The organism is Dactylosporangium aurantiacum, assembly GCF_000716715.1.
Taxonomy (GTDB): Bacteria; Actinomycetota; Actinomycetes; order Mycobacteriales; family Micromonosporaceae; genus Dactylosporangium; species Dactylosporangium aurantiacum.
This window is the reverse complement of the sequence record NZ_JNYJ01000002.1, coordinates 316,435-329,016: the sequence shown is the minus strand read 5'-3', so window position 1 is coordinate 329,016 and position 12,582 is coordinate 316,435. Positions and strand designations below refer to the sequence as shown.

The window sequence follows — 12,582 nt, the reverse complement described above, 5'->3', positions numbered from 1 at the left end:
GGTGTCAGACCTGCCGGTACGTGCTGAGGAACCGGCCGATGCGACCGATCGCGTCCTCCAGGTCGGCCACCCGCGGCAGCGTCACGATGCGGAAGTGGTCGGGGTGGTGCCAGTTGAAGCCGGTCCCCTGCACGACCATCAGCTTCTCCTTGCGCAGCAGGTCCAGCGCGAACTGCAGGTCGTCCTTGATCGGGTGCACCTCGGGGTCCAGGCGCGGGAACATGTACAGGGCACCCTGCGGTTTGGTGCACGACACGCCCGGGATCTCGTTGAGCATCCGCCACGCCGTGTCCCGCTGGGCGAGCAGCCGGCCGCCGGGCAGGATCAGGTCGTTGATGCTCTGGTACCCGCCGAGCGCCGTCTGCACGGCGTGCTGGGTCGGCACGTTCGGGCACAGCCGCATGTTCGCGAGGATGTCCAGGCCCTCGATGTAGCTGCTCGCGTGCTGCTTCGGCCCCGACAGCACCAGCCAGCCGGTGCGGAAGCCGGCCACCCGGTACGCCTTCGACAGGCCGTTGAACGTCAGCGTCAGCAGGTCGGGTGCGACCGCGGCGGTCGAGACGTGCGTCGTGTCGTCGTACAGGATCTTGTCGTAGATCTCGTCGGAGAACACCAGCAGGTTGTGCCGGCGGGCGACCTCGGTGATCCGCTCGACCATCTCGCGGGAGTACACGGCGCCGGTCGGGTTGTTCGGGTTGATGATGACGATCGCCCTGGTGCGCGGCGTGACCTTCGCGGCGATGTCGTCGACGTCGGGCATCCAGTCGTTGGACTCGTCGCAGAGGTAGTGCACGGCGCGGCCGCCGCAGAGGCTGACCGAGGCGGTCCACAGCGGGTAGTCCGGCGACGGGATCAGCACCTCGTCGCCGTTGTCGAGCAGCGCCTGCAGCGCCATCACGATGAGCTCGGACACGCCGTTGCCGAGATACACGTCCTCGATGTCGACGCCGTAGACCTGCTTCTGCTGGTAGTACTGCACGACGGCGCGGCGGGCGGACAACAGGCCCTTCGAGTCGCCGTAGCCGTGCGCGGACGGCAGGTTCAGGATGACGTCCTGGAGGATCTCCTCCGGCGCCTCGAACCCGAACGGCGCCGGGTTGCCGATGTTGAGCTTCAGGATGTGGTGGCCTTCGGCCTCCATCTGCTTGGCGGCGGCCATGACCGGTCCGCGGATGTCGTAACAGACGTTGGCCAGCTTCGCGGACTGAGTCACCTGCATGCAGTCACAGTACGAGCCCCGCTCCCATGCCTCAGTAGCCAGTTCCCATCATGTGGCGCGGATCAGCTTGCGTAGAGCTTCCTAGGAGGCTAGGCTTTGGGGTATGACCATCAACCCTGGGGCCGCGGAGTTCCCGCACCGGCAGATCGCCGCGCAGCTCCGGGCCCGCATCCACCGCGGCGACTGGGCACCCGGGGAGCGGCTGCCGTCGATCCCCACGCTCGCCACGCAGTTCGGGGTGGCGAAGCAGACCGTGCAGCGCACGATCGACCAGCTGCGCATCGAAGGGTTGCTCATCACCCGCCCCGGCTCGGGCACGTTCGTGCGCGGCACGAAGCGCCGGATGAATCGGCTGTCCCGCGGGCGTTACGGCGCCGAGCGCGGCTACCACGCCGAGCTCGCCGCCCGCTACCGCCAGCACCTGATGCAGGTCGGCGTCATGCCCTGCCCCGCCGACGTCGCCGAGGGCTTCGGCATCGACCCCGGCGTGCCACTGCTGGTCCGCCGCCACCTCGTGCGCACCGGCGACGCCCCCGTCGAGGTCGGCGCCTCCTGGTTCCGCCCCGCGGACGTCCGCGGCACCTCCATCGAGCGCCCCGACGTGTTCGACCGCCCGCTCTACCAGGAGGTCGAAGCCGAGCTGGGCCGGCGCTACACCAGCGCGAAGGACCAGGTCAGCGCCCGCCTCCCCACCCGCGAGGAGGCCGAGCTGCTGCAGATCCGCCCAGACACGCCGGTGCTGGTGCTGCTGCACATCGCGTATGACGCCGAGCACCGGCCGATCGAGGTCGCCCAGGCCGCCTGGCCAGGCCCGATGACCACGCTGACGGAGGAGTACAAGATCCCGGGCGTCCGACCGGGCGTGCCGCACGACGAGCCGGACCTCGCCCTGGGGTAGCGGGCGCTGCGACGCGCCCGGTCGGCACGGCGCGGCGACGCCCTCGGGCAGCACGGCACGGCGACACAGCGAGCCGGTGTCGAGATGCCGGGAACCGCGTCTGGCGTCGTTCGCGAGGTTGAGATTGGGGCTCTGCTACGAACCGTGTGATGGATGTCGGACGATGATCTGCCAGGTGTGTGCGGTGCTGTCATCTCGGGTGCATTCGCGCTACCGCCGGACGTTGGCGGATGCGAAGGAACGACCGGCCCTCGCCGGGCGGGCATCGCTTCGACGACATGCACGCGGTACCTTCGCGGGAGACCGGCGGGAGCGCCTACGAGCGGTCGTTGGCCTTGCGGATCAGCGCGACGATCCCGACGCCGGCGGCGCCGAGGACGGCGATGGTCATCCAGCCAGCCCAGAGGTCGGCCATCGCGTCGGACGCGGTGTCGGTCATGGCCCTGAGGACTGCCAGGAACAGCAGGCCCAGGACGAACATGACGAACGGCACCGCCCCGAGCACGCGCACCCACCCAGGCAGCGGCGGCGTGCGTGGCCGGGCGTGCGTGGTCGCGGTCGACTGTGGGCGAGGCCGGCCGGGCGAGGCACGGAACACCACGGTGGCCGCCTCGTTCGCCGGGGTGATCAGCCCGTCCACGGTCGAGAACGTGAACAGCGCCATCCCGATGTCGTCGGCGAACGAGACCGCATCGCGGGTGAAGCCGGCGTCGCTGAAGCAGTACCGCTCACCCGGGGCGTGCTGCGCGGCGCCGAGCAGTTCCCGTAGCGCCTGGTCGCCGACCGGCGCACCGTCGCACTGCACCCGCGCCGCCATGCCCGCGCCCCGCACGTCGACACCGTCGCCGGCGCCGCCGGTCGTCCGGCCGGCGTCGGGGTGACCCAGCCACCGCAACCAGTCGACGGCGTTGATCTCGGCGCCGGTCCAGCTGGCCACGGAACGCGGCTCCGGCGAACCAGTCGGACGTGTCTGCACGGGCTCACCTTCGGTCCGGGAGCGCATACGGTAACACCGGCGCCGCCGTTGCCGTTGCGTGCGCTGTGGCGCTCATACGGCTGTCTCGTCTTGCGACGCGACGGCTCCCGTCCTGTCCGCGGGGTGGTGCGCCGGGTAGACGTTTCTTCGCCTCCTGCCCGCGGGTGCGGGTCGTCCGGCTCGCCCCGGACCGTGCCTGTGCCGAAACCTCATCCGGGACCGAGCCAGCGCGTATGCCGAGGCTGCACGCACCGGCGCGCCAGACGCAGTCCAGGTCGCCGATCGGTTCCACCTGTGGCAGAACCTGGCCGCCGCCGTGGAACGCTGTGTAGCTCAGCACAAGACCTGTCTCAACGAGCCCGACGACCCCCGCACAGCTTCTGCCGAGGAGTCCAGGCCCGGCCCTGCGGCCGAGCCGACCGGGGCGATGGCCGAACGCCGCCGTGCCCACCACGCCCTCGTCCACAACCTGCTGGCGCAAGGCGCCGGGTTTCGGCAGATCGCCGCTTCACAGGTGCGGGACGGTGTCCGCGGGTCCGGGCTCGCGCCGCTGGTCGAGCCAGAACAGGTAGCCACGCAGGTAGGCCTCGAGGCCGTCGTCGAGGTAGGCGATGAAGGCCCGGTGGCCTCGAGCGGCGTCGTGATAATGGCCCAGGTATCTGGGATCGCCGTGGTAGCCCCAGTGCGGGTGGGTGTCGGCTCCCCAGTCGGCGGCTATCGCGACCGCCCACTCCCGCACTCGGCTGCGGTCGCGCCACCGCTGCCGGACAGCGTCCACCGTCCAGTGGTCGTCGCCGTCCCAGTTGTAGGCCAGGAACATCTCGGACAGGCGGCCTTGGACGACGGCCTCGGTCTCGCGGTCGTTGACCGGCTGGCGGTAGATGAACTCGAAACCGAACCCGCCGCCGAGGTCGTCGTCGTAGCAGATGTGATCGGGGGCCTCCAGCCGGCCGGCGGCCAGCCTGTCGGTCTCGCCCGCGTAGAACGGCCCTGGGGTGCAGCGTCACCATCGACCGGTGACGCTGCAGGTCAGGCGGTCTCGTCGCCCTCGAAGCCGATGAGCCAGTGCAGGCCGTAGCGGTCGACGACCTGGCCGTCGGAGGCGCCCCACGGTCGACGTCGCAGGTCCTCGACGACCCGGCCGCCCTCGGCGAGGCCGGCGAACCAGGTGCGCAGGGTCGCCGGGTCGGCGGTGCCGAGCAGCGACAGCATCATGCCCTCGCAGCGGAACGTGGGCCGGTCGCCCACCACGTCGGCGCCGAAGAGGGCGACCGGTCCGCCCGTCAGGTAGCCGTGGGCCACGGCGTCGGCGGGGCCGTCGGTCCGGTCGAACTCGGCGAACGTGTGCAGCTGCGCCGGGCAGCCGAAGACGTCGCCGTAGAACGTCAGCGCCTCGCGCGCGTTTCCGGCGAAATACAGGTATGGCGTCGGACCGGTCATGTCGTGGATCTTACGAAGCGGCGCCGGTCCGCGCTGACCCGTCCGGCGGCGTGCAACCGTGTGCTGACGGTCCGGGGACCCCCGCCTGCACCCGAGGGCGGAAAAAACTTCTCGGGGGCGTGCAGCGTTCCGGGCGGCGGCGTCCGTTCTCACTACGGCGGAGGGAGCGGCCGGTTGAAAGCAGAGGATCCGGACGGGTTCCGGGAGTTCGTGGCGTCGCGGATGGCGGCGTTGCGGAACCTGGCGTACGTCACGTGCGGGGACTGGCACGCCGCGGAGGACGCGGTGGCCAACGCCCTGACGAAGCTGTATCCGCGCTGGGCCCGGCTCGACCGGCCGGACCTGTACGCGCAGACCATGGTCGTCCGGGCGGCGATCGACGAGACGCGACGGCCCTGGTGGCGGCGGGAACGCTCGGCCGGGGACCGGGTGCCCGACGTGGTCCAGGGCGACCACAGCGGCGCCGCCGACGAACGCCTGGCCGTGCGCCGGGCCCTGGCCGCCGTCCCGGTACGGCAACGGGCGGTCCTCGTGCTGCGGTACTACCTCGGCATGACGGCCGAGGAGGCGGCGGAGGTGCTCGGGGTCCGGGCCGCATCCGTCAGGAGCCAGACCACCAGAGGTCTGGCGAATCTCCGGGAGGCGCTCGCCGCCGGAGGCGTGGTCTTGGATGAACCGTCACAACTCGGAGAGTGGACCCATGCGAATGCAGGACCTGGTGGAGCTGGCGACGTCAGAACCACCGCCGCTGCGGTACGCCGCTGACGACATCGTCGCGTCGGGGCAGCGCGTCCAGCGTCGACGCCGGCGCGCCTGGGTGGCGTCCGGCGGGGCGGCGGTGGCGGTGCTCGGTGTCGTCGCCGCCGCGGTCGTGGTGCCGGCGCTGACCGGCGGGGCACCGCAGCGGCAGGAGCAGCCCGCGGCGGTGGCGGCGGCGCAGCCCGTGCCGGCGACGGCGGAGCCGTTCACGTTCACCTTCGGCGCGTACCGGGTCGGCAAGCTGCGGGTGGCGCAGCCGGTGGACGTGTCGACCGCGTACCAGCTGGCCTCGGTCTACGCCGACGGGCTCGACACCAACGACAAGGCCGTCGACGGCGAGGCGCCGCGGCAGGGCGGGCCGGACCTGTACGCGTACCTGACCGTGTACCGGGCCGGTGCGTACGACCCGACGAAGCTGACCGGCGCGCGGCAGGTGACCGTCGACGGGCGGCCCGGGCTCGAGGTCACCGACACCGAGCACGGCTGGGCGGCGCGGCGGACCCTCGCGTGGCAGTACAACACCGACGCGTGGGCGGTGATCAAGGCCAGCTCCGACGACGCGGCGTACCCGTCGGCGAAGGAGCTGCGGGACCTGGCCGCCGGGCTGCGCGCCGCGCCGCCGGCGGTGGCGAAGGTGCCGGTGAGGCTCGGGTACGTGCCGGCCGGGTACCGCCTCGACGAGGTCGCCGTGCACGCCATGACCGGCCTCAACGGCATCGCGTCCGCCCGCGACGGCAACCACGCCGGGCTGCTGTTCAGCAAGCCGGGCCAGCCGACGACCGGGCTGACCGTGCCGTTCGGCGGCGAGGACGGCGACGACCCGCCCGGCAGCTTCGTCGTGTACGTGGTGCCCGCCGCCAACTCCAACCAGCAGCCCTCACCGGGCCTGAGCTGCGAAGCCGGGTTCTGCAACCGGTGGGTCGACGGGGTGAACATCCAGGTCAGCAGCGGCGGCCGGCTCACCGACGCGGAGATGCGCAAGATCCTGGAGGCGGTCACGCTCGGCAACGTGCGCGACGACAGCACCTGGACCGAGGTGACCGCCGCGATCGGCTGACGGCGGCGCCCGACGGCGGCCACCCACCCCGCTCCGGGGCGGGTGGCCGGCACCGTCTTCGGGGTCTCCGGCGGGGTCTTCGGCGGGGCCGGCGGAGGTCGGCGAGCGTCGGCGGTCAGCCGCACCACCTCGCGGTCCTCATGAGCCTCGGCCGGGTCGGGCCCGCCCACCAGCAGCGGGTCAGCGAGCTGATCGGGGTCGACCCGCGCAACACCGTCGCGGTCGTGGGCCTGTTGCAGCGGCGCGGCCTGGTCGAACGGACCGTCGACCCCGCCGACCGCCGCCGGCACACCCTGACCCTGACGACCGACGGCGCCGACCTGCTCGCGAAGCTGCGCGCACAGATCGACGCCGTCGAGGCCGTGATGCTCGGCGGGCTGCCCGGGCACGAGCGGGACCAGCTGCACGGCCTGCTGCGCCGGCTCGCCGACACGCTGCACTGACCGGCGGCCGCCGTCATGAGCGACGGCGGCCGCCGGTGCGGGTCAGGTGATCGGGTCCGGGGCCACGTCCGCCTTCCCGGCGGACGGGGCCCCCGTGGTCGCCGCCATCGCCGGGTGGGCGGCGGTCTCGGCGCGCGGGTCGCCCTCGTCGGCGAAGTAGTCCGCCGGTGTCGTGTCGTCGCCGCCGTCGGTGACCGAGGCGGCCCGCAGGATCAGCGTCAGCAGCGCCGCGACGACGAGGTTCACCGCGACGGCGACGAAGCCGACGTAGATGGTCTTCGCGGAGTCGAAGCCGAACTCCTTCAACGGGAACGCGGAACCGCCGAAGTGGGCGCGTTTCGTGGCGGCGTTCGGGATCTGGTAGAGCATCCACATGCCCAGGCCCATGCCGGCGACCCAGCCGCCGATGAGGGCGCCACGGTGGAACCAGCGGGTGAACAGGCCCAGCGCGACCGCGGGCAGCGTCTGCAGGATGATGACGCCGCCGATGAGCTGCAGGTCGATGGAGAACTGCGGGTCGACGAACACCACGAAGATCAGCGCGCCGACCTTCACCAGCAGCGAGGTCACCTTCGACACCGTCGCCTCCTGGTGCGGGGTGGCGTCGCGGCGCAGGTACTCGCGGTACACGTTGCGGGTGAACAGGTTCGCGGCGGCGATCGACATGATCGCGGCCGGGACGAGCGCGCCGATACCGATGGCGGCGTAGGCGACGCCGGCGAACCAGTCGGGGAAGAGCTTGTCGAACAGCAGCGGCACGACGGTGTTGTTGTCGTTGGTGCCGTTCGGGTTCTTCAGCGGGGTCACGTTGGCGGCGATGGCGGCGTACCCCAGCAGCGCGATGAGGCCGAGCAGCAGCGAGTACGCGGGCAGCGCCGACATGTTGCGCTTGATCACGTCACGGTTCTTGCTGGCCAGGACGCCGGTGATGCTGTGCGGGTAGAGGAACAGGGCGAGCGCCGAGCCCAGCGCCAGGGTGATGTACTGCAGCTGGTTGTTGGCGTTGAGCAGGATGCCGTCGGCCGGTGAGGCGGTCTTGTCGAACTTCGCGTCGGCGGCGTCGAAGATCGAGCCCCAGCCGCCGAGCTTGTACGGCAGGTAGAACACCGCGACGAGGATCACGACGTAGATCAGGGTGTCCTTGACGAACGCGATGAGCGCCGGGGCGCGCAGCCCGCTGGAGTACGTGTAGGCGGCGAGGATCGCGAACGCGACGATGATCGGCAGGTGCCGGGCGATGGTGCCGGAGCCGGTGACGCCCATCGTCTTGAGCACGGACTCGATGCCGACGAGCTGCAGCGCGATGTACGGCATCGTCGCCACGATCCCGGTGATCGCGACGAGCAGCGCGAGCGTCGGGGACTGGAAGCGGGCCCGCACGAAGTCGGCCGGGGTGACGAACCCGTGCCGGTGCGACACCGACCACATCCGCACGAGCACCAGGAACACGAGCGGGTAGATGATGACGGTGTACGGCACGGCGAAGAACCCGGCCGCGCCGGCGGCGAAGAGCAGGGCCGGGACGGCGACGAACGTGTACGCGGTGTACAGGTCGCCGCCGACGAGGAACCAGGTGATCCAGCCGCCGAAGTTGCGGCCGCCGAGGCCCCACTCGTCGAGGTGGTTGAGGTTGTCGGGGCGGCGCCAGCGGGCCGCGACGAACCCGACCGCGCTCACGCCGAGGAAGAGGATGACGAAGATCGCGATTTCGAGCTGGTGGTCACGCCACATCGCCGGTCACCGCCGCTTCGTCATCTGGTAGACGAGCGTCGTGGTGCCGACGCCGACGGCGATGATGGCCAGCTGCATCCAGTAGAACCGCGGGAAGCCGAGCAGCCTGGGGCTGTCGGCGTTGTACCAGACGGTGACCAGCGGCAGCACGATCGGGATGAACAGCAGCCAGTTCCACGGGCTCTTGTCCGCGGCCCGGGGGGTGTCGGGCCTTTCGGGGCCGGTCATGGCTGACCTCCTTCACGGGGGTGCTCGTATCTGCTTCACGGGGGTGTCCGGGCTCGGCTGGCGGCCCGGGCAGATCGACGTAACCTGATCACAGTCCCGGCCGCTGACCGGTGGGGGCACGGATCGGCGAACGGTCGGTTTCACGCGCCGGACGGTGTCGCACGTCACACGCCGGTGGTCGGTCAGCCACCTCGCAGGATGCTCCCCGCGATGCGGGAGGGCGGACCCCGCGGCGTGCATCGGTTGCCCCGCCCGGTGACCCGCGCCCGGAGCGCGGTCACCGGGACAGCCCCGCGGGCTCGGCGCCGGCGGCGGACCGGGCGGCGGCGGGCGAGCGGTGGGCCAGCTCCGCGGGGGTGGCGTTGCCGCCGGTGAGCATCACCGCGACCCGCGAGCCCATCAGGTCCGGCCGGGCGAGGACCGCGGCGAGCGCGGCCGCGCCGGCGCCCTCGGCCTGGGTGTGCGCGGCGCCGGCGAGGACGCCGCGGGCGGTGTCGATGGCGTCGTCGTCGACGAGGACGAACTCGGCGAGCCGGTCACGCAGCAGCGACTGCGGCAGCGCGAACCCGCGGCCGGTGGCCAGGCCGTCGACCCGGGTACGGTTGTCCCGCCGCACGCAGGACCCGGCGCGCCACGAGTCGTGCGCGGCCCGCGCGGCGGTGGACTGCACGCCGATGACCCGGCAGCCGGGCGCCACCGCGGCGGCGACCAGGCAGGCGGCGGCCGCGCCGGTGCCGCTGCCGACCGGCACCACCACCGTGTCGAGGTCCGGGTGCCGCTCGAACAGCTCCAGGTAGGCGGTGCCGACCCCGGCGATCACGGCCGGTTCGTCGCCGGGGCTGACGAGGTGGCCGCCGAGCTCGCCGGCGAGGGCCTCGGCGCGGGCCTCGGCGTCGGCCATGTGCCCGCCGTGCAGGACCGCGGTCGCGCCGAGCGCCCGCACGGCGCGCACCTTGAACTCGGCGGCAGCGGCCGGCATGACGATGTGGGCGGCGATGCCGAAGGTGCGGGCGGCGTACGCGACGGCCCGGGCGTGGTTGCCGGTCGAGTACGTGACGACGGGCCGCCGCGGGTCCAGCCCGGCGAGGAGGTTCAGCGCGCCGCGGACCTTGAACGCGCCCGTCGGCTGGGCGTTCTCGTGCTTGACCACGACGACGCGGCCGGCCGCCTCGTCCAGCAGCGGGTACGACCACGACGGCGTCGGCGGCAGGTGCCGGGCGAGGAGGCGGCGGGCGTGCAGCACTTCGTTGAGGGACATCATGTGGTCCAGCCTGCTGGTCGTACCATATATAAATCCAATGCCGACTTTCTCTGGAAACCATAGGCAGGATTGATGCTTGATCTCACCCGGTTGCGGGTGCTGCTCGCGGTCGCCCGGCACGGGTCGGTCACCGCGGCCGCCGAGGCGTTGCACTACGCCCAGCCGTCGGTCAGTCACCACCTGGCGCGGCTGGAGGCGGAGACCGGGGCGCGCCTCGTCCAGCGGGTGGGGCGCGGGGTGCGGCTGACACCGGCCGGGCGGCTGCTGGCGGAGCGGGCGGAGGAGATCCTCGGCCGGCTCGACGCGGCGGAGGCGGAGCTGGCCGAGCACAGCGGCCTCGCCGCCGGGCGGGTGCGGCTGGCGGCGTTCCCGTCGGCGCTGGGGTCGTTCGTGCCGCCGGCGGCGGCCCGGTTCGCCGCGGCGCACCCGGCGGTGGCGCTGAGCCTGGTGGAGGCCGAGCCGCCGGAGGCGTTGCGGCTGCTCAAAGCCGGTGAGGTGGACGTGGCGGTGGTGTTCGACTACGCGCCGCCGGCGCCCGGTGACGGGTTCCGGCTGACGCCGCTGTTCGACGAGCCGCTGCACCTGGTCACCGGCGCTGCCGACACCCGCGACCTGGCCGGACTCGCCGGCGAGCGCTGGATCGGCGGCTGCGACCGGTGCCGCAGCAGCCTGGTCCAGCGGTGCGAGGCGGCCGGGTTCGCGCCGCAGATCGCGTTCACCACCGACGACTACGTCGCCGTGCAGGCCCTGGTCGCGGCGGGCCTGGGCGTCACCATCCTGCCCGACCTGGCCCTGCGCGCGCACCGTGCGGCAGGTGTTCGGGCCGTCCCGCTGCCCGGCCCGGGCCGGCACGTGAGCGCCGCGCTGTACGGCGCACCGCCCGACCCGCCGGGCCCGGCCGCGCTGCTGGAGGCGCTGCTCGCGGCATGACCCGCGCCGCCGCGGGTCGCCGCGGCGCGCCGTGACCCTTTGCCGCCGCGGCGCGCCGTGACCCTTTGCCGCCGCGGCGCGCCGTGCCCGTGCCGTGGCGGGTCGCCGCGGCGCGCCGTGACCCTTTGCCGCCGCGGGTCGCCGCGACGCGCCGTGAGCCCGTGCCGCCGCGGCGCGCCGTGACCTTTGCCGCCGCGGGTCGCCGCGGCGTCCGGCCCGGGACGACAACGGCGTGGGCGGGTGGCCTCCGCCAGCAGGCGACCCGGGACGTCCGACGGTCCCGGGCGCGGCGATCAGGCCGACCCGCCCACGCGAGTTCCTGTGGCCGCGCCTACAGCTTGATCCCCAGCAGCGCGTCCACGGCCGTGCGCATCAGCACCGGCGCGTCGCGGTCCTCGCCCGCGTCGGCGAGCGTCGCGTCGACCCAGGCGTCGACGACGGCGAGGGCGCCCGGGGTGTCGAGGTCGTCGGCGAGCCGCTCACGCAGCTGCTCCACCAGCTCGATGCCCGACGGGCCGATCCCGGCCCGCGCCGCGGCGCGCCACCGGGACAGCCGCTGCTGGCCGGTCTTGAGCACGTCGTCGGTCCACTGGCGGTCGTTGCGGTAGTGGTCGGCGAGCAGGCCCAGGCGCACCGCCATCGGGTCGACGCCGTCGCCGCGCAGGCGGGAGACGAAGACGAGGTTGCCCTTGCTCTTGGACATCTTCTCGCCGTCGAGGCCGATCATGCCGGCGTGCACGTAGTGGCTCGCGAACGGCCGCTTGCCGCTGAGCGCCTCGCCGTGCGCGGCGGAGCACTCGTGGTGCGGGAAGAGCAGGTCGTTGCCGCCGCCCTGCACGTCGATCGTGTCGCCGAGCAGGCTCTGCGCGATGACGGTGCACTCGATGTGCCACCCGGGGCGGCCGGGACCGAGGTCGCCGCCGTCCCAGGCGGGCTCGCCCTCGCGCAGCCCGCGCCACAGCAGCGGGTCGAGCGGGTCGCGCTTGCCGGGCCGCTGCGGGTCGCCGCCGCGCTCCGCGGCGAGGCGGAGCATCTCGGTGCGCGACAGGTTGGACTCGCTGCCGAAGTCCGGCGCGGTGGCGACGCTGAAGTACACGTCGCCGGTGCCGTCCTCGAGGACGTACGCGTGCCCACTGGTCAGCAGCGCGGACACCTGGCGGGCGATCTGCGGGATCGACTCGACGGCGCCGACATAGCGCTTCGGCGGGATGATCCGCAGCGCCTCCATGTCCTCGCGGAACAGGGCGGTCTCACGCATCGCGAGCACGACCCAGTCCTCGCCGTCGCGGGCGGCCCGCTCCAGCAGCGGGTCGTCGACGTCGGTGACGTTCTGCACGTAGTCGACGTCGAGGCCGGCGTCGCGCCAGACCCGGTTCGCCAGGTCGAAGGCGATCATGGTGGCGGCGTGGCCGAGGTGCGTGGCGTCATACGGGGTGATGCCGCAGACGTACATGGTGGCGGGCCGGCCCTCGACGACGACCGGCGCGGTCTCGCGGCGCGCCGAGTCGAACAGGGCGAGCGTGGTCGCACCGGCAGCGGTGCGGGGCAGCGTGGGCACCGCCGGTGCCGACCATGAATCCATCCGCCAAGACTATCCGCGGGCCGGTGCCGAAACACGGGGGAAACAGGTGTGACGAACC

The 12,582-nt window shown here is 72.8% G+C and carries 13 protein-coding genes and 1 pseudogene; 6 read left to right on the top strand and 8 right to left on the bottom strand.

From position 1 onward, the window contains the following. Positions 1-4: 4 nt before the first annotated feature. Positions 5-1,219: a pyridoxal phosphate-dependent aminotransferase gene (locus OP18_RS03620; RefSeq protein WP_033357195.1), complete on the bottom strand. Its 1,215-nt coding sequence runs from the start codon at positions 1,217-1,219 to the stop codon at positions 5-7. 103 nt (positions 1,220-1,322) lie between these two features. On the opposite strand from OP18_RS03620, the gene OP18_RS03615 reads away from it, so the two are divergent. Beyond that, positions 1,323-2,117 (top strand): GntR family transcriptional regulator, encoded by a 795-nt coding sequence (locus tag OP18_RS03615; RefSeq protein ID WP_033357194.1) that lies wholly within the window; start codon positions 1,323-1,325, stop codon positions 2,115-2,117. A gap of 316 nt (positions 2,118-2,433) precedes the next feature. On the opposite strand, the gene OP18_RS51995 is transcribed toward OP18_RS03615, so the two are convergent. Continuing rightward, positions 2,434-3,093 (bottom strand): PDDEXK family nuclease, encoded by a 660-nt coding sequence (locus OP18_RS51995; protein WP_156089269.1) that lies wholly within the window; start codon positions 3,091-3,093, stop codon positions 2,434-2,436. Between the two features lie 154 nt (positions 3,094-3,247). Between OP18_RS51995 and OP18_RS60275 the strand changes: the two are divergent. Continuing rightward, a pseudogene (locus OP18_RS60275) lies at positions 3,248-3,439 on the top strand (transposase); the annotation flags it as partial. A gap of 162 nt (positions 3,440-3,601) precedes the next feature. On the opposite strand, the gene OP18_RS60270 reads toward OP18_RS60275, so the two are convergent. Together OP18_RS60270 and OP18_RS03600 are read right to left on the bottom strand one after the other, a co-directional pair. Further along, entirely contained in the window at positions 3,602-3,913 is a 312-nt protein-coding gene (locus OP18_RS60270; protein WP_033357193.1) for a hypothetical protein, read from the bottom strand. Positions 3,914-4,122: 209 nt separating this feature from the next. Continuing rightward, positions 4,123-4,533, bottom strand: a complete 411-nt coding sequence (locus OP18_RS03600; protein ID WP_033357192.1) for a VOC family protein — start codon at positions 4,531-4,533, stop codon at positions 4,123-4,125. Positions 4,534-4,707: 174 nt separating this feature from the next. Between OP18_RS03600 and OP18_RS03595 the strand changes: the two genes are divergently transcribed. From OP18_RS03595 to OP18_RS61725, 3 genes are read left to right on the top strand one after another with little or no spacing between them, the layout of a single operon-like run. Next, the gene (locus OP18_RS03595; protein WP_052386174.1) at positions 4,708-5,298 is read left to right on the top strand and encodes a sigma-70 family RNA polymerase sigma factor; all 591 of its coding nucleotides are present in this window, start codon (positions 4,708-4,710) and stop codon (positions 5,296-5,298) included. After that, positions 5,234-6,349 (top strand): hypothetical protein, encoded by a 1,116-nt coding sequence (locus OP18_RS03590; protein ID WP_033357191.1) that lies wholly within the window; start codon positions 5,234-5,236, stop codon positions 6,347-6,349. The genes OP18_RS03595 and OP18_RS03590 overlap by 65 nt, the downstream gene beginning before the upstream one ends. Continuing rightward, on the top strand, positions 6,319-6,792 hold the full coding sequence (locus OP18_RS61725; protein ID WP_279327105.1) for a MarR family winged helix-turn-helix transcriptional regulator: 474 nt from the start codon (positions 6,319-6,321) through the stop codon (positions 6,790-6,792). Before OP18_RS03590 ends, OP18_RS61725 begins: the two co-directional genes overlap by 31 nt. A gap of 42 nt (positions 6,793-6,834) precedes the next feature. Here OP18_RS61725 and mctP read toward each other — a convergent pair whose 3' ends face one another. From mctP to OP18_RS03570, 3 genes are all read right to left on the bottom strand, one after another. Continuing rightward, a complete protein-coding gene (gene mctP / locus OP18_RS03580) occupies positions 6,835-8,523 on the bottom strand; it encodes a monocarboxylate uptake permease MctP (protein WP_052386171.1) in 1,689 nt (562 codons plus the stop codon). A 6-nt stretch (positions 8,524-8,529) separates the two neighbouring features. Next, positions 8,530-8,751 (bottom strand): DUF3311 domain-containing protein, encoded by a 222-nt coding sequence (locus OP18_RS03575; protein WP_033357190.1) that lies wholly within the window; start codon positions 8,749-8,751, stop codon positions 8,530-8,532. A 277-nt stretch (positions 8,752-9,028) separates the two neighbouring features. Further along, positions 9,029-10,012: a threonine ammonia-lyase gene (locus OP18_RS03570; RefSeq protein WP_052386170.1), complete on the bottom strand. Its 984-nt coding sequence runs from the start codon at positions 10,010-10,012 to the stop codon at positions 9,029-9,031. A gap of 72 nt (positions 10,013-10,084) precedes the next feature. Here OP18_RS03570 and OP18_RS03565 point away from each other — a divergent pair, with 72 nt between their 5' ends. Next, on the top strand, positions 10,085-10,942 hold the full coding sequence (locus OP18_RS03565; RefSeq protein ID WP_033357189.1) for a LysR family transcriptional regulator: 858 nt from the start codon (positions 10,085-10,087) through the stop codon (positions 10,940-10,942). A 331-nt stretch (positions 10,943-11,273) separates the two neighbouring features. On the opposite strand, the gene mshC is transcribed toward OP18_RS03565, so the two are convergent. Next, entirely contained in the window at positions 11,274-12,524 is a 1,251-nt protein-coding gene (gene mshC, locus OP18_RS03560; RefSeq protein ID WP_033357188.1) for a cysteine--1-D-myo-inosityl 2-amino-2-deoxy-alpha-D-glucopyranoside ligase, read from the bottom strand. Positions 12,525-12,582 lie beyond the last annotated feature (58 nt).

What these genes read in the sequence shown, in the direction of transcription:
- OP18_RS03620 (WP_033357195.1), bottom strand. Translation starts at nt 1,219, where the DNA reads ATGCAGGTGACTCAGTCCGCGAAGCTGGCCAACGTCTGTTACGACATC.
- OP18_RS03615 (WP_033357194.1), top strand. Translation starts at nt 1,323, where the DNA reads ATGACCATCAACCCTGGGGCCGCGGAGTTCCCGCACCGGCAGATCGCC.
- OP18_RS60270 (WP_033357193.1), bottom strand. Translation starts at nt 3,913, where the DNA reads ATGTTCCTGGCCTACAACTGGGACGGCGACGACCACTGGACGGTGGAC.
- OP18_RS03600 (WP_033357192.1), bottom strand. Translation starts at nt 4,533, where the DNA reads ATGACCGGTCCGACGCCATACCTGTATTTCGCCGGAAACGCGCGCGAG.
- OP18_RS03590 (WP_033357191.1), top strand. Translation starts at nt 5,234, where the DNA reads ATGCGAATGCAGGACCTGGTGGAGCTGGCGACGTCAGAACCACCGCCG.
- mctP (WP_052386171.1), bottom strand. Translation starts at nt 8,523, where the DNA reads ATGTGGCGTGACCACCAGCTCGAAATCGCGATCTTCGTCATCCTCTTC.
- OP18_RS03575 (WP_033357190.1), bottom strand. Translation starts at nt 8,751, where the DNA reads ATGACCGGCCCCGAAAGGCCCGACACCCCCCGGGCCGCGGACAAGAGC.
- OP18_RS03570 (WP_052386170.1), bottom strand. Translation starts at nt 10,012, where the DNA reads ATGATGTCCCTCAACGAAGTGCTGCACGCCCGCCGCCTCCTCGCCCGG.
- OP18_RS03565 (WP_033357189.1), top strand. Translation starts at nt 10,085, where the DNA reads ATGCTTGATCTCACCCGGTTGCGGGTGCTGCTCGCGGTCGCCCGGCAC.
- mshC (WP_033357188.1), bottom strand. Translation starts at nt 12,524, where the DNA reads ATGGATTCATGGTCGGCACCGGCGGTGCCCACGCTGCCCCGCACCGCT.